General features: G+C 34.2%; 18 protein-coding genes and 1 riboswitch. Of the genes, 1 reads left to right on the top strand and 17 read right to left on the bottom strand.

The features are described 5' to 3' along the window. Positions 1-32: 32 nt before the first annotated feature. The 12 genes from ASD98_RS19960 to ASD98_RS19905 all read right to left on the bottom strand — a co-directional run bounded on the left by ASD98_RS19960 (position 33) and on the right by ASD98_RS19905 (position 11,827). Complete coding sequence (locus ASD98_RS19960; RefSeq protein ID WP_056207877.1) at positions 33-536, bottom strand: hypothetical protein; 504 nt, start codon at positions 534-536, stop codon at positions 33-35. A 60-nt stretch (positions 537-596) separates the two neighbouring features. Beyond that, entirely contained in the window at positions 597-1,601 is a 1,005-nt protein-coding gene (locus ASD98_RS19955) for a homocysteine S-methyltransferase family protein (protein WP_056207875.1), read from the bottom strand. 330 nt (positions 1,602-1,931) lie between these two features. Beyond that, positions 1,932-2,046, bottom strand: a riboswitch (SAM riboswitch). 110 nt (positions 2,047-2,156) lie between these two features. After that, positions 2,157-2,450, bottom strand: a complete 294-nt coding sequence (locus tag ASD98_RS19950) for a type II toxin-antitoxin system RelE/ParE family toxin (RefSeq protein ID WP_056207871.1) — start codon at positions 2,448-2,450, stop codon at positions 2,157-2,159. Continuing rightward, positions 2,441-2,668, bottom strand: coding sequence for a hypothetical protein (locus ASD98_RS19945; protein ID WP_056207868.1), 228 nt, complete (start codon positions 2,666-2,668; stop codon positions 2,441-2,443). The genes ASD98_RS19950 and ASD98_RS19945 overlap by 10 nt, the downstream gene beginning before the upstream one ends. Before the next feature lie 158 nt (positions 2,669-2,826). Next, entirely contained in the window at positions 2,827-3,879 is a 1,053-nt protein-coding gene (locus ASD98_RS19940; protein WP_056207865.1) for an NAD(P)/FAD-dependent oxidoreductase, read from the bottom strand. A gap of 183 nt (positions 3,880-4,062) precedes the next feature. Then, entirely contained in the window at positions 4,063-4,644 is a 582-nt protein-coding gene (locus tag ASD98_RS19935) for a bifunctional precorrin-2 dehydrogenase/sirohydrochlorin ferrochelatase (RefSeq protein ID WP_056207863.1), read from the bottom strand. Between the two features lie 179 nt (positions 4,645-4,823). After that, positions 4,824-5,597 (bottom strand): uroporphyrinogen-III C-methyltransferase, encoded by a 774-nt coding sequence (gene cobA, locus ASD98_RS19930; protein ID WP_056207860.1) that lies wholly within the window; start codon positions 5,595-5,597, stop codon positions 4,824-4,826. Then, entirely contained in the window at positions 5,590-7,680 is a 2,091-nt protein-coding gene (locus ASD98_RS19925) for a HEPN domain-containing protein (RefSeq protein ID WP_056207858.1), read from the bottom strand. Before ASD98_RS19925 ends, cobA begins: the two co-directional genes overlap by 8 nt. 114 nt (positions 7,681-7,794) lie before the next feature. After that, entirely contained in the window at positions 7,795-9,039 is a 1,245-nt protein-coding gene (locus ASD98_RS19920; protein WP_056207855.1) for a sulfate adenylyltransferase subunit 1, read from the bottom strand. Positions 9,040-9,181: 142 nt separating this feature from the next. Further along, positions 9,182-10,081: a sulfate adenylyltransferase subunit CysD gene (gene cysD / locus ASD98_RS19915; RefSeq protein ID WP_056207852.1), complete on the bottom strand. Its 900-nt coding sequence runs from the start codon at positions 10,079-10,081 to the stop codon at positions 9,182-9,184. 119 nt (positions 10,082-10,200) lie between these two features. Then, positions 10,201-10,911 (bottom strand): phosphoadenylyl-sulfate reductase, encoded by a 711-nt coding sequence (locus ASD98_RS19910; RefSeq protein ID WP_056207849.1) that lies wholly within the window; start codon positions 10,909-10,911, stop codon positions 10,201-10,203. A gap of 28 nt (positions 10,912-10,939) precedes the next feature. Continuing rightward, positions 10,940-11,827 (bottom strand): sulfite exporter TauE/SafE family protein, encoded by an 888-nt coding sequence (locus ASD98_RS19905; RefSeq protein WP_056207846.1) that lies wholly within the window; start codon positions 11,825-11,827, stop codon positions 10,940-10,942. A gap of 299 nt (positions 11,828-12,126) precedes the next feature. On the opposite strand from ASD98_RS19905, the gene ASD98_RS19900 reads away from it, so the two are divergent. After that, positions 12,127-12,909 (top strand): sulfite exporter TauE/SafE family protein, encoded by a 783-nt coding sequence (locus tag ASD98_RS19900; protein WP_056207843.1) that lies wholly within the window; start codon positions 12,127-12,129, stop codon positions 12,907-12,909. Between the two features lie 86 nt (positions 12,910-12,995). Here ASD98_RS19900 and ASD98_RS19895 read toward each other — a convergent pair whose 3' ends face one another. From ASD98_RS19895 to ASD98_RS19875, 5 genes are all read right to left on the bottom strand, one after another. Beyond that, positions 12,996-13,406 (bottom strand): Rrf2 family transcriptional regulator, encoded by a 411-nt coding sequence (locus ASD98_RS19895; RefSeq protein ID WP_012023576.1) that lies wholly within the window; start codon positions 13,404-13,406, stop codon positions 12,996-12,998. Between the two features lie 134 nt (positions 13,407-13,540). Continuing rightward, positions 13,541-14,056 carry an RDD family protein gene (locus ASD98_RS19890; RefSeq protein ID WP_056207839.1) on the bottom strand — a complete coding sequence of 172 codons (516 nt, stop codon included), beginning with the start codon at positions 14,054-14,056 and terminating at the stop codon, positions 13,541-13,543. Positions 14,057-14,094: 38 nt separating this feature from the next. Further along, a complete protein-coding gene (locus tag ASD98_RS19885) occupies positions 14,095-14,595 on the bottom strand; it encodes an RDD family protein (protein ID WP_056207836.1) in 501 nt (166 codons plus the stop codon). Positions 14,596-14,781: 186 nt separating this feature from the next. After that, the gene (locus ASD98_RS19880) at positions 14,782-15,954 is read right to left on the bottom strand and encodes a PLP-dependent aspartate aminotransferase family protein (RefSeq protein WP_056207833.1); all 1,173 of its coding nucleotides are present in this window, start codon (positions 15,952-15,954) and stop codon (positions 14,782-14,784) included. A gap of 110 nt (positions 15,955-16,064) precedes the next feature. Next, the gene (locus ASD98_RS19875; protein ID WP_056207831.1) at positions 16,065-16,496 is read right to left on the bottom strand and encodes an OsmC family protein; all 432 of its coding nucleotides are present in this window, start codon (positions 16,494-16,496) and stop codon (positions 16,065-16,067) included. Positions 16,497-16,551: the final 55 nt, after the last annotated feature.

The following is a 16,551-nucleotide window of genomic DNA, read 5'->3' as shown; positions in this document are numbered from 1 at the left end:
AGATCATATTATCTAAAAAATCAGATAATATTTCATTTTTTCAATTCATTATCTGCTCCCACTTTTCCCACAAAAGCTTTATCTCGGTCTTTATCGAATTCTGTATTACCGAACTCTAATTCCATACGAACAGCATTTCTTAAATCAACGATTATATCAGGACTAACTGAATCAAACATAATTTTTTTAAGCAAATCAATTACTATAGTATCTTTACAGGAACATGCCAAATCATTAAAACACTTTCTTACTTCTTCTGTAGTTATTTTTCCTGGTTTAATATCTCCTTCTTTGATATTTGGATATTTATAATTACTTAATAAAGCATCCGCAATATTTAAAGCATTAAAGCAAGCATCTCTTTTGTGCTTCCATTGTTCTTGATTAATTAAATCTTTTTGCTTTAAATCAAATTCAAACTTTTTGAAAGTTCTATTAACTTTTGGAAGAAAAATATATTGATAAAGAATACCATTTATAATACCTGCCAATGTTATTGACAATCCCGTAACAGTTAAAATATCTTTTAATTCCATTTATTTTCTTTTATACTTGTGAATTGCACAATTAATTAAACCTTACTGGAAATGTAACCTTTACGCAAAAACCGGCGCCACTCTCGGCTTATAATCCTTCGCAACCTCAGCAATTAATCGAATATGATCCGGAGTTGTTCCGCAGCAACCACCAATAATGTTGATCAAATTATCGTCTAGATATTCTTTGATTAAGGCCTGAGTCTGCTCTGGCGTTTCATCATATTGTCCGAATGCGTTTGGCAAACCTGCATTTGGATGTGCCGAAACGTTGAACTGTGTATGCTGTGATAATGTTTTTAAATACGGTTTCAACAAATCGGCTCCAAGAGCGCAATTGAAACCTACACTTAATAATGGAATATGTGATACTGAAATCAAAAACGCTTCAACCGTTTGCCCTGAAAGTGTTCTTCCTGAAGCATCTGTAATCGTTCCTGAAACCATGATTGGAATATCAAGATTACGTTCGTCTTTTACTTCTTCGATTGCAAAAAGTGCTGCTTTGGCATTTAATGTATCGAAAATGGTTTCTACCAATAGTAAGTCACAACCGCCATCCATTAAAGCTTCGACTTGTTGTTTGTAGGCAATTCGTAAATCATCAAACGTTACGGCTCTGTAACCCGGATCATTTACGTCTGGAGACATACTTGCTGTACGGTTTGTTGGTCCGATTGAACCGGCTACGAAACGTGGTTTTTCTGGATTTTTAGCGGTAAACTCGTCGGCTACTTGTTTTGCAATTTTTGCCGATTCGTAGTTTAACTCGTAAACCAAATCTTCCATATGATAATCGGCCATACCGATTGTCGTTCCTGAAAAAGTATTGGTTTCTACAATGTCAGCACCAGCTTCATAATAAGCGGCATGAACATCGCGGATTGCTTGTGGTTGTGTTAGGGATAGTAAATCGTTGTTTCCTTTTAACGGATGTGGGAAATCTTTGAAACGCTCTCCTCTGAAATCTTCTTCGGAGAAGTTATAGCGTTGCAACATGGTTCCCATTGCTCCATCAAGGATTAGGATATTTTTTTTTATTGCTTCCTGAATTGTTATTGCCATGACTGCTTGCCTTTTGCCACGAAGACGCTAAGACACTAAGCTTTTTTATTCTATTATTAAAACATACCTAACAGTCCCGAAGCCTCGGGATGAAAACCTTTTAGGATACGCGTTTTGATTCACATTGATTCCAAGAATTCACTATTGCCGGCTAATTAGCCCCGATTGAAGTGGAAATCCTTTTGTCCGCCGCGGCGGACAAAAGATTGCAACGAAAAGCGGGAACGATGTTGGCATAAATGCGCCAATGATTCGCTCATTAAACTGTAAATTCAGTAAAATAATATTGTAAGGTTGTCAGGAAAAGTTGAGGAAATACTTTATGTATTTGTGTTATCTATCTTTAATACTATGAATTAGTGTAAAGTAGAATTTAGCACCTTCTTTATGATAAAGGGTTGCTAAGGTTTCATCGGGTCTATCCCTCCGCCTTTCGTGATAACTTTCAATAAATTTAGGAACGGTGCAAAGGTATGAAATAGCCTTGCGATTTGCAAATGTTTTTTTATAAGGTTCTGAGGGGCTAAGATTCTGAGGTTCTAAGGTTGAATAAAGCTAATGTTTAGGTCTCTGCTTTGTTCCTCGAAAGTTAATAATTTCAACAATATTAGATTCTTTATTTAATTTATAAACTAAATAATTGTTTTTATCTACTATTGCTTTGTATAAAGATTCGCTTTTTTTAGATTTTGGAAATTGTTCTGGATTAAGATTAATTTGATTGATAACTTGTTGAATTTTATTTTCTAAGTTTAAAATTTCTTTTGCTGTCCATTTCGCTTCTAAATAATCAATAACCTTATTAAAACCTTTTACAGCTTGTGAAGTCCAAATAAATCTTAATGCCATTTTGAAAATCTTTTCATAACATCTTCATGACTTGTAAATTCGCCTTTTTCAGCCTGATCTAATCCAATTTGAATTTCAGTTTGTTCTGATTCTGATAATTCATCAAACCAATCACTTTGATTTGCTTTCAAAACTAGTTCCAATTTTTCTAAAACGCTCTCATCCTCGACCTTAACCAATTCTTGAATAAATTGATATTTTCTCGCTTCTAAATTCATGATAATCAAAATTTATATATCACAAAGATACGTTTTTTTTAGGTTCTGAGATGCTAAGGTTCTAAGCGACTAAGCTAAAAAAAAACCCAAACCATAAGTTTGAGCTTTCAATATAAAAACCTTAGCGTCTCAGTACCTTAGAACCTTAGCCCCTCAAACTAAACAATCGCTTTCACAACTGCCTTAGGTGCTTCTTTACGAGTTCCGTCGAAACCGTCTACTCCAGAAACTGTTGTATATTTTAATACGTATTTTTTACCTGGATTGATGATTTGATACGCGGCCTGGCACATTAAAGTTGCTTCGTGGAAACCACAAAGAATCAATTTTAATTTTCCTGGGTAGGTGTTTACATCTCCAATGGCAAAGATTCCCGGAATGTTTGTCTGGTAATCTAACGCATTGTTTACTTTGATTGCATTTTTCTCGATTTCTAATCCCCAGTCTGCAATTGGGCCTAATTTTGGCGTCAATCCGAAAAGTGGGATGAAATAATCTGTTTCGATTTTACGGTGTGCTCCGTTTTCTTCGATATCTAACGATTCAACATGCTCAGCACCGTTGATTCCGATTACTTCTGCTGGTGTAATTAATTTAATTTTTCCGGCAGTTTTTAATTCCTGTACTTTTTCTACAGAATCAAGAGCTCCTCTAAATTCGTTTCTTCTATGAATTAAAGTTACTTCTGAAGCTACATTGGCCAGGAAAATTGACCAGTCTAATGCTGAATCTCCTCCTCCGGCAATTACAACTCTTTTATCTCTGAATTTCTCCGGATTTTTGATGAAGTATTTTACTCCTTTATCTTCATAAAACTCGATATCTTCTATAAGTGGTTTACGAGGCTCAAAACTTCCTAAACCTCCAGCGATGGCGATAACCGGCGCGTGAAATTTAGTTCCTTTATTTGAGGTTACGATAAAACTTCCGTCTTCTTGTTTTTCGATGGTTTCAGCTCTTTCTCCTAATGTATAACCTGGTTCAAACTGCTTAATTTGTTCTTGTAAGTTATCAATTAAATCTCCTGCTAAAACTTCCGGAAAACCAGGAATATCGTAAATAGGCTTTTTTGGATACAATTCTGAAAGTTGCCCTCCTGCTTGTGGCAAAGCATCTAAAATGTGGCATTTTAATTTCAATAATCCTGCCTCGAAAACGGCAAATAAACCTGTTGGTCCTGCTCCAATTATAAGTATATCTGTTTTAATCATTATGTTTGTTGTTTATAATCATTCTTAATAATACAAAGAAACGAATAAATTATTCTACTGCCAATGATTTTTGTCATTGATTTCTTTGTGTAATTTTTCATCGGGTTAATCCCGAAGCCTCGGGACGACGCTACAATATAATTCGTCCCTACGGGACTTTTGTTATTCTTTATTCTTTGCTCTTTATTCTTTATTCTTTAATGAATTGGTTATTTCATTCATTCTTTTAACCTTTTCTTCAAAATCGCCTTTTAATGTCTTGCGGTATTCATTCAGATTTTCTACCATTTGATTGATATCTTCCGGAATTACTTCTTCGAAAAATTCTCTTAACCTTTTGGCGGTTGTTGGGGATTTTCCGTTGGTCGAAATGGCGATTTTTACATTTCCTTTTGTTACGATTCCGCCTAAATAATAATCACATAAATCTGGCGTATCGGCAATATTGCAAATCAAATAACGCTTTCGGGATAAATCGTATATCTTTTTGTTGACTTTTAAATCATCGGTACAAGCGATTACCATATGGCGCTTTTTGAGCATTTTCTTTTTGAACTTCGCTTCCGTCAATTTAATTGAAGGATGATTTTCGGCTAAAACTTTAATTTCTAAATGAAAATCGGGCGCTACCACCTCAACATTGGCATTTGGACTTGACTTTAGCAAAAAAGAAAGCTTTTCTAATCCCACATTTCCTCCACCTACAATCAACACATTTAGATTGTGAAGCTTTAAGAATATTGGATATAATTCATTCTGTTCCATTTTAATTTATTTTCATCTAAATCAAAATTAGATGATTTATTTTTTATCGAATTAAATTCGGAGGTTTTTCACCTAATAAATTTAATACTTTGCGTCATTAGATTGAAATCCAAAATCATAATTTCGCATTCCCTGAGTTGAAACCCAGCGCTACAATATAAATCGTTCCTCCGGAACTTTTATCGAATGATTTCCTTCGATAGAAACTCTTCGTAAAAGCCTTTTAATTTATTGCTTTGTCTTACCACTTCTCCAAGAACAATAATGGCTGGTGAACTTAGTTTCTTATCTTTTACAATTTCCAAAATTGAATTTACTGTTCCAACTCCCAATTTTTCATCTTTGGTTGTTCCGTTTTGAATGATCGCTACGGGCAAATCTCCTTTGTTTTCTTTTTGAAACAAATCGATAATTTGAAGCAATTTGTGCATTCCCATCAAAATAACCACTGTTGCTGATGATTTTGCAGACAAGGCAATATCGGCAGATAATTTTCTGTCAGAAGTTGTGCCTGTAATTGCCCAGAAACTTTCTGAAACGCCTCTTTTTGTAATTGAAATTCCCTGACTTGCGGGAACTGCTACTACTGAAGATATTCCAGGAACGACAATCGTCTCGATTCCGAAACTTTCAATAAATTCTATTTCTTCGCTTCCACGCCCAAAAATAAACGGATCACCGCCTTTTAAACGAACCACATTTCCGTAAGTCAAAGCATTATCAACAATTAATTGATTGATTTGATCTTGCGTATAAGCGTGATTCCCAATTTTCTTCCCAACAAAAATTCTAATTGCATTTTTGGGTGCGTAAGCTAGTATTTCTTCATTGGCCAATGCATCGTACAAAACCACATTCGCTTCAGCCAATGCTTTTGCGCCTTTCAGCGTAAGCAAATCCGGATCGCCGGGACCTGCACCGACTAAAGTTACTTTTGGTTTGATATTATGCATTTGCTAATTCTTGAGCTCTATATTTTTCAATGATATCAAAAAATGCAATTCCTTGTTGAATGTATTCTTTTGCGAATGCTTCTGAAGGCTCATTTTGATTGATTTGATATACTAATTCTCTGAATGATGTTGCCAATTCTATTTTACCTGTTACGATGAAAACGTTATCAAACAAATCAACAATTCCTGCGTGATTGTTTGTTTTTTCGTTTTCTGAAAGTAATAAAGCTTTAGCTCCATTTACAAATCCTGCGTAAGCGTGGTAAATCGCATCTGACCATTTTCCTTCGTCGAATGATTCTTGTGCGAAAGTCAATTTGTCTTTAGCTTCTAACAATAAAGTTGCTACTAAATCGATCACAACACCGGCACATTCTCCAACTCCAACAGCTTTTACGTAATTGTCTGCGTTACCCCAGTCAATAAAATCAGCTTCTGTTAAATTGGTTACATCTGCGAAAGGTTTCAAAATTTCATAGAAATATTTTTCTCCTTTTTGATCGTAATAGTTTAGAAATTTTTCTCCGTTTGCATTTTTGTCGAAATCATTTAAGATCGTACGCAAAGCATCTGGTCCTCTTCTACTTGGAATTTTGATTACTTTATCAGCAAAACGTCCTTCGCCGTTTCCTAATCTTCCTCCACCCAATAATACTTGTAAAGCCGGAGCTACTAATTTTCCCGAATTGATAGACATTCCCTGAAAACCAATTGCTGACATATTGTGCTGACCACATGCATTCATACAACCAGAAATTTTAATTTCGATTTCGCGGTTGTTTAAGTACTGCGGATATTCTGCACTGATCACTTTTTCTAATTCTTCTGCAATACCGGTACTACTTGCAATCCCCAAATTACAAGTATCAGTACCCGGACATGCCGTAATATCTACAGTAGAATTATAACCTAAATGAACAAAGTCTAATTTGGCTAATTCCTGATAAAAGAAAGGAAGATTCTCTTCTTTTATATGACGTATTACAATATTTTGACGCAATGAAAAACGTAATTCATTTGCTCCGTAATTTTTAATTAAATCGGCTAATAATCTGGCTTTATCTGTATAAAAATCTCCTAATAAAACTTTGATTCCAATAGCGTAATAACCTGCTTGTTTTTGAGCAATTACATTTGAATTTTTCCAGGCTTCATAAGCTTTAGTATCTTCGATTGTAACTGATGGAGCTTGCAATAATGGCTCAGCAATTGGTCCGTCAAAAGCGGTGGTATCAATTTCGTAGGTTTCAAAAGCGATTGCTTTTTTCTCTTTTTCAACCAAATCAAGGAAAACATCTCTTCCCATTTCTTTGATTAAGAATTTCATACGGGCTTTCATTCTTTTTGCACGCTCGCCGTATCGGTCAAAAATACGGATGATTCCTTCTGCTGTCGGGATGATTTCGTTTGCCGGTACAAATTCTGAAAGTAATTCAGCATGAGCTGGCTGAGATCCTAAACCTCCACCAAACATGATTTTGAAACCTCTTTGTCCGTCTACAATTTTTGGAATAAATCCTAAATCGTGTAAATAACTCAAGGCGGTATCTTCATCAGATGATGAGAACGAAATTTTGAATTTACGCCCCATTTCCTGACAAATAGGGTTTCTTAATAAATATTGAAATAAAGCATGAGCGTAAGGCGAAACATCAAATGGTTCGTTTACGTCTACACCTGCTAATTCACTTCCTGTAATATTACGAACAGTGTTTCCACAAGCTTCACGCAATGTAACATCGTCTTTAGCCAAATTTGCCCAAAGTTCCGGCGTTCTGTCCAAACTCACATAGTGAATTTGAATATCCTGACGCGTTGTAATGTGCAAACGTCCTGTAGAATATTCGTCAGAAACTTTAGTGATTCGCAACAATTGCTCGCTGGTCACTTTACCATAAGGCAGTTTAATACGAATCATTTGTACGCCTTCTTGACGTTGCCCGTAAATTCCGCGTGCTAAACGAAGACTACGAAAACGTTCATCATCAATTTTTCCTCCACGGAATAAATGAATCTTTTTTTCTAAATCGATAATCTCTTTTTGAACTATCGGATTTTCTATTTCTGTTCTAAAACTTTCCATTTCTTTTTAATGCTTTAGGCTTTAAGCAATAAGCTGTAGGCTTTCTTGCGTACCGTGTTATACATTTTTTGCTAAAAGCTTACAGCCTAAAGCTTATTGCTTACAGCAGTGAAACTAGCGAATGAATCCTACTCCTGCTGTTGTGTTTGTTGCTGTATCAATTAAGATAAAAGCTCCGTTTGATTTATTTTCGTTGTAAGCATCAAAATATAAAGGTTTGCTTAATTTGATGGTTACTTCTCCAATTTCGTTAATCGCCAATTGCGATGCTTCTTTTGTTCCGGAATAATCTGTTGAGATTGTATTTTTGATACTTTCTACTTTTGCCAAAACCGAGTTAGTGTTATGCTGTACAATATATTTTGTTCCCGCAACCAATTTTTTGCTGTCCATCCAGCAAACTGTTGTGGTGATTTCTTTTTCAATTTTTGGAAGTTCAGATGATTTTACGATCATATCACCTCTTGTCACATTGATATCATTTTCTAATTCGATTGTGATCGAAGAACCTGCAACGGCTTCATCAAATGTTTTATCGAAAAAGTGAATTTTTGAAACTTTTGATTCGGTTAAAGAAGGAAGAACCGTAACGGCATCTCCAACTTTAATTGAATTTCCATATAATTTTCCGGCGTAACCTCTAAAATCATGGTATTCTTCTGTTTTTGGACGAATAACCGTTTGAACCGGAAAACGTGCTTTTCCTGCTTCAAAAACATCTGAAGAATGTAATCCTTCTAAATGTTCCAAAACCGTTTGACCTGTATACCAAGGCATATCTTTCGATTGATCCACTACGTTTCCGCCATTGATCGCGCTTAACGGAATATAACTTACGTTTTGTTCTTTGAAGGTACTTTTAGCATTTAATGCCTGAAAATCAGCTTTGATTTTGTTGTAAACTTCTTCAGAATAATCAACTAAATCCATTTTATTAATTGCCACAATTACCTCTTTTACTCGCAACAAATTATTGATAAAGAAGTGACGGTATGTTTGCTCAATTACCCCTTTTCTGGCATCAATTAAAATAATAGAAACCTGAGAAGTCGAAGCTCCTGTAACCATGTTTCTGGTATATTCTACGTGACCCGGAGTATCGGCAATAATGTAACTTTTCTTCGCCGTCGAAAAATAAATATGCGCAACGTCAATGGTGATTCCTTGTTCTCTTTCGGCTACTAATCCGTCAGTTGCCAAAGAAAAATCAAGATAATCGTAACCTTTTTGTTTACTGCTTTTTTCGATTGCTTCTATTTTATCTGTAGTCAATGATTTTGTATCGTACAATAATCTTCCTATTAAAGTACTTTTTCCGTCATCTACACTTCCTGCTGTTGCTATTTTTAAAACTTCCATCTTAATATTTGTTTCAGGTTTATTTTTTTGTTTCAGGTTACAAGTTTCACGTTGCTTGCCTTTGAACTAAAATTTAAACCTGTATGTTTTTGTTTTCTTGATTCTAATTTTTAATTATCAATTGTCAATTATTAACTATCAATTAAAAATAACCCTGTTGTTTTCTCTTTTCCATTGCGGCTTCAGAACGTTTGTCGTCGATTCTGGCTCCTCTTTCAGAAATAGTTGATTCTCTGATTTCTCCAACAACTTCCTGGATTGTTGCTGCGTAGGATTCAACTGCGGCTGTACAACTCATATCTCCAACGGTTCTGAAGCGAACAATTCTTTCTTCGATTTGTTCGTCTTCTTCTTGGTACACAAAAGGAGAATGCGACCAGATTAAACCGTCTCTCAAAAAAACTTTTCTTTTATGTGAAAAATAGATTGATGGAATTTCGATGTGTTCTTTTTCGATATAACTCCAAACATCTAATTCTGTCCAGTTTGAAATTGGGAAAACACGAACGTTTTGACCATTTTCTATTTTTCCGTTTAAAATATCAAACAATTCCGGACGTTGATTTTTTTCATCCCATTGACCAAAATCGTCACGAACAGAAAAAATACGTTCTTTAGCTCTTGCTTTTTCTTCATCACGACGCGCTCCACCAATACAAGCATCAAATTTGAATTCTTCGATTGCATCTAAAAGTGTGATCGTTTGTAAGCTGTTTCTACTAGAATATTTTCCAGTTTCTTCAACCACTTTTCCTTCATCAATAGCATCCTGAACATTACGAACAATTAATTCCAACCCTAATTCTTCTACCAATTTATCTCTGAAAGCAATAGTTTCAGGGAAATTGTGCCCCGTATCAACATGCAATAGAGGAAACGGAATCTTAGCAGGGAAAAAGGCTTTCTGCGCCAAACGCACTAATGTTATAGAATCTTTTCCTCCAGAGAAAAGCAAAACCGGTTTGTCAAACTGTGAAATTACTTCTCTGAAAATGTATATTGCTTCACTCTCTAAAGCGTTTGTTTTTAATACTGAACTCATTTTTGTTTTTTGTTTCAAGTTTTAAGTTTCAGGTTTATTTTTATTGTGAGTTACCCTAAATCTTTCAACTTTGTTATTCTCTTAATACTTAATTCTTTTCTCTTAATTCTAAAAAGGCTTTATTCTTTTTTAGCACTATGCAAACCACATTCTTTATGGCTTGATTCCCACCACCATCTTCCGGCTCTGATATCTTCACCAGGGAAAATTGCTCTTGTACATGGTGCGCATCCGATACTTACGAAACCTTGTTTGTGTAAAGCATTTTGCGGAACATTATTTTCTGATAAATACGTTTCAACTTCTTCTAAACTCCATTTTAATAATGGATTGAATTTGATGATTTCGAAACCTCCGTCGTATTCAAATAAGTTCAAATCTTGTCTGTTCTCAGATTGCTCAGCTCTTAAACCGGTGATCCAAACTGAATTTCCTGCTAAAGCTTTCCTTAAAGGAACTACTTTTCGGATAAAACAACATTCTTTTCTGTTTTCTACCGAATCATAAAAACTGTTTGGTCCTTTTGCTTTTAGTAAATTTTCTACTGCTGTTGCTTCTGGAAAATACACTTCGATTGGTCTTTTATATTTTTTCAATGTTTTATGAAAAACGTCGTAAGTTTCCTGAAACAATCTTCCTGTGTCTAAAGTAAAAACAGTAATATTAGTATTGCTTTTTGCAATAAAATCTGTAATTACCTGATCTTCCTGACCAAAAGAAGTGGAAAAAATCACTTTCCCCGGATATTCTTTAGCTAAAAAAACTAAAGTTTCGTCAAGCGAAAAATCTTTTGTTTTATCTAATAATTCTTGTACAATAATCGCACTCATAATCTTTCTTCCTTTCTAAAACTATCTTTTACAATAATTTAGATAATGTTTTTAAACTCAATAATATAATCAGAATCCCAACCGCAACCATCATTGGTTTTCTTTTGATTTTATTTACCAGATAAGCTGCTAATGGCGCTGCAATAACTCCTCCTAAAATCAATCCGATGATTACCTGCCAGCCGTGAATTCCTCCAAAAAGCATAAAAGTAATACCACTTGCAAATGAAATTGCAAACTCGGCTGCATTTACTGAACCAATTGTATATCTCGGATTTCTTCCTCTTCCTAATAAAGTTGAAGTCACAATTGGGCCCCAGCCTCCGCCACCGACAGAATCCATAAAACCTCCAAAAACGGCCAAAGCACCTAATCTTTTCGTTTTTTTCTTAACAATTGTTTTTTTCAATGCTTTTCTTATAATAATAACTGCCAAAACAATCATGTAAACCGCAATAAAAGGCTTGATAATATCTCCATTAATAACATCCGACAACAAATAAGCTCCTGTAATCGAACCTAAAACACCCGGAATTAATAAATGTCTTACCAATTTTTTATTGATGTTCCCAAATCGGTGATGAGAAAGTGCCGATGCTCCTGTTGTAAACATTTCAGAAACGTGAACTGCGGTACTGCTTACAACTGGCGGTATCCCATAAGCCAATAAAAATGAAGTTGATGTTGCTCCATACCCCATTCCTAATGTTCCGTCAACCAATTGAGCAAAAACTCCAATGGCAAAAAACACCAAAAATTCTTCATTAAATCCATTCACAAATCCATTCCAAGAAAATTCAGCGTAATGATTATAAATTAATACAGATAATAAACCTACTAGTAAAATAACAGGAATTCCAATCCAAAGCTTTTCTTTAAAAGAATCGGCGGTATTTATTTTCAGTTCTCTTTCCATATTAAAATGATTGAATTTGTTTTGAAAAACTATTACCCTATCGGGTTAATAGATTACTTTGCAAAAATACTATTTATTTCTAAAAATCAAAACAAATAGTATCGTTTTTTTAAACCTTTAACTTCCTCTGGATCACGTTGAAACAAATAACCGAATTAATTTCACAAATAATACCAAAGAACATCATATTCAAACAATATAAATGCCCAAAATATTTGGTTATTAAATACGTTATCTAATCTCTACAACATCTATAGGATAATTATAAAATTATTGTATTTTAGCAACAAATTTTTTCTATGGATTTTCAGATTGGTCTTGTAATTGCAGGTTTAATAGTAGGTTTTATTGTTGGATTAACCGGTGTTGGAGGTGGTTCTTTAATGACTCCAATTTTGCTGTATTTTAATATTCCGCCTACAACCGCAGTAGGAACAGATCTACTTTATGCTGCTTTCACAAAAGCAGGGGGAATATTTGTTCATAATAAAAAAGGAAACATAAACTGGAAAATTACCGGATGGCTGACATTAGGGAGTGTTCCGGCTGCTTTACTTACTTTATGGATTCTAAACAGCATCAGAACTGATATTGAAACTATAAACCGAGTTATTAAATACAGTTTGGGATGGGCATTATTATTTACTTCGGTTGCGATTATCTTCAAAAATAAAATTTTAAAATTCTCTCAAAAACATGCAGGAGATAAATTCCATAGTGAAAGCCATACTCAAAATATGCTGACTATAGGAATTGGAGTCTTATTGGGTACAACCGTAACTTTAACTTCTATTGGAGCCGGAGCTCTCGGAACAGTAACTTTGTTTTTCCTTTATCCGCTTTTACCAACTCCACGTTTGGTAGGAACTGAAATTGCTCATGCTGTTCCTTTGACTTTAGTTGCAGGAATTGGTCACGCTTCTATGGGAAATTTAGATTTAGCGCTATTGGGACAATTACTATTAGGTTCTCTTCCCGGAATTTACATTGGAAGCAGTTTGAGCGGAAAAGTACCCGATCTGTTTCTTAGAAATGCCATCGCTGTAATGCTTTTTCTGGCGGGATATAAATTGATTTTTTAGATAAAAATAAAATTAGATAATAAAAAAGACCATTTCAAAATCATGAAATGGTCTTTGTTTTTATATTTTATTGCAGCAAATTTACTTTAAAATGCAATATCTGCCAGCGAATTACTTTCTAATATTTTAAGCGTATTATCTCTTACTTCTGTCATTAAACGCCGTGCAGCACAAGTAGATTCATCATCGCAGTCATCGCATTTTTCATAAAAATTATGACTTGCACACGGAAGCAATGCGATTGGTCCTTCAAGAATTCGGTATACTTTGGCCATACTGATATCTTTTGGATCTTTTATCAAATAATAACCGCCGCCTTTTCCTTTTTTTGCACCAAGAAAGCCTGAGTTTCTCAATAATAATAAAATACTTTCCAGAAATTTTATCGAAATATGTTCACTTTTTGCAATTTCAGCTATTTGTACAGGTTCATTATTTTCTCGTCTGGCTAAATAGGTTAAAGCTTTAATTCCGTATTTTGTTTTCTTTGAAAGCATCTTTAAATTTTAGATTTCAGACTGTCTATTTTTAGATTATTTCTAAAACAAACAAGCTTCATATTATTCTGCAACAAAAATAGGCTTTTTAAATGAGAAAAATAACAGAACAAAATTATATTCTACTTATTCTATCAATTTAGTTCGGTGTTTCCTATTAAATTGAATTCATGAAATAGTTTTACTTCTTTCTCCAGATCTTTTTTATTGACAACGTACGTATTAGAAATTGAATCGTGCCAGCCTCTGGATGGACTGCCGAAAAAAGAGAGTACGTCGAAAGGAATCAACCTGCATAAACTTCTTTTCAGAATAATTCCCCAATCAGGTTTATTTCCATTTTCATCAACCACAACAGTTCCTGTAATAAATTTTCCCACAGTACTTCCAAATACTCCTTCCGCCACAATATAATAAGCTGTGGTCATCAAAACACTTAAAAATATTATCATCCAACTTCCTACATTAAAAACCCAAAATCCAAATCCTGTTAACCCAACAGAATCTAAAACTTTTACGAGTTCTGGTATGATAAGGCCTAATACCGTTGAGACGGCATATGTAAAAACGTAATCTATAAAATAATTTAAAAATCTTATTTTACCAGAAGAGAGCAGGTCTTCTTCTAAAACATAAACAGATTCACTCATGGAATGTTATTTCTTTGGTTTCTTTAAATTCTGTTATATTAAGCTACTTCAGTGTTTCCTATTAAATTGAATTCGTGAAATAGTTTTACTTCTTTCTCCAGATCTTTTTTATTGACTACATAGGTATCAGAAATAGAATCATGCCAGCCTCTGCTTCCCAAAAAAGAAAATCCGTCAAAAGGAATTAATCGGCATAATGTTCTTTTAAAGATAGTTCCAAAAGAAGGTTTTTCGCCATTTTCATCTACCACAACAGTTCCTGTTACGAATTTCCCAATTGATCTTCCAAAAAGACCTTCTGACAATGAATAATAAAAAATAGAGATCACAACAAAAACCAGCTGTCCTTCTAAATCACTTAAATTACCAAGCCAGTACAGAAGATCATTCCAACCCATAAAATTTGCTAAAAAAGCAATCATTAAAGAAATAAAAAAAATTAATACAAGGATTATAACTATATCTAAAATATAGTTTATGAATCGACTTCCGTTGGATGCCAATAATTTTTCATCAAGAATATAAGTAGAGTTACTCATGGTTTGGTCAGTTTATTAAATTGATTATTACAGATTTAAATTTATAACGAAAACAAAAATATATTTTTTGTTCAAATAACCATCAAAAAGAATGACGATTTTTAACAGTAATAAATTTACAGTCAAAAATCGTCATTATTATACAGTTTAGAAATCGAATATCTAAAGTCCGAAATCTAAAATCATTTAATCCAGCGCTTGTTTTAAATCAGCAATTACATCTGCTACCGTTTCTAAACCTACGGAAACACGAACTAAACCTTGCGTTATTCCAACTGCCAATTGATCTTCTTCAGATAATTTGCTGTGTGTTGTTGACGCTGGATGTGTTACAATCGTTTTTACATCACCAATATTTGCCGAAAGAGAACATAATTTAATTTTGTCTAAAAATTTTCTTCCTGCCTCAAGACCGCCTTTAATTTCGATCGCAATAATATTACCGCCTAAAAGCATTTGTTTTTTGGCTATTTCATATTTTGGATGTGATTTCAAGAATGGATATTTCACACTGTTTACATTGGGATGGCTTTCTAAAAATTCAGCCACTTTTAAAGCATTTTCACAATGTCTGTCCACACGAACAGCCAAAGTCTCTAAACTTTTTGACAAAACCCATGCATTAAATGGCGACATTGCCGGCCCCGTATTTCTTGAAAATAAGTATATTTTGCGAATTAACTCTGCTTCTCCAACTGCAACTCCTCCCAAAACTCGACCTTGTCCGTCTATTAATTTTGTTGCTGAATGAATTACTATATGTGCGCCGTATTTAATAGGCTGTTGAATATATGGCGTCGCGAAACAGTTGTCTATTATTAAAATCAAATTGTGCTTTTTTGCGATTTGGCCCAGCAATTCTAAGTCTACTACATCCACACCAGGATTTGTTGGTGTTTCTGCATATAGAATTTTAGTATTTGGTTTAATAAAACTTTCAATTGTTTCCGGTTTATTGATATCAAAATAAGAAGTTTCAATTTTCCATTTTGGAAAATACGTCATAAACAACGCATGAGTTGATCCAAAAACACTTCCTGCAGAAACAATATGATCTCCAGAATCTAACAATGCAGCAAACGTAGAGTATATTGCTGCCATTCCGGTTGCAAAAGCATAACCAGCTTCGGCACCTTCCATTGCACAAACTTTATCTACAAATTCTGTTGTATTTGGATTGCTGAAACGTGAATAAATATTGCGAACTTTTTCTTCAGTAAAAGAAGCTCTCATATCCTCTGCATCTTCAAATATAAAACTTGATGATAAATACAAAGGGGTTGAATGTTCCTGGAATTGTGTTTTTTCTAAATGTGTACGTATGGCTTGAGTTTCAAAACCAAATTCTTCTTTATTCATTGTGTTGTGTGTTTAAAAGAGTTATTTCGCAGAGTTTCACAAAGTGATCACAGAGTTTCGCGAAATATCTTTCATTATTTAATAGCTAGCCCAAAGAATTTTCTAATTGACTAATTTTCTAATTGAATGTTGTTTAAAACAACTTTGTAATTGATGGTTGCAGTTGGCTCTACAGTTTTGGCAACTGAGCAGTATTTCTCGAAAGAAAGCTGTGCGGCACGCTGTGCTTTTTCCGGATTGATATCGCCTTCTAAATAAAAAACCACATCGATTTCTTTAAAAGGTTTTGCTTCTTCAATCTGTACACGTGTTCCCTCAACCTCAGCGTTAAAAGAAGTAATTTCCTGACGCTGCTTTTTCAAAATCGAAATCATATCAATTGCACTGCATCCTGCAACACCCATTAATACAAGCTCCATCGGACTTGCGCCTAAATCACTTCCGCCAAATTCAGCTCTGCTGTCAACATCAACTACATGACCTCTTTCATTTTTTAATTTGAAATGAAACGCGTCGTTTACTCTGTTTAAGGTTACTTTCATTTTTTTGTTTTTTTTTATTTTTGTTTGAGTTCAAATCATAAATCTAAACTCTAAA

The organism is Flavobacterium sp. Root186, assembly GCF_001428525.1.
GTDB lineage: Bacteria > Bacteroidota > Bacteroidia > Flavobacteriales > Flavobacteriaceae > Flavobacterium.
The sequence above is the reverse complement of the archived record's forward strand: the minus strand, read 5'-3'. Positions and strand labels throughout refer to the sequence as shown.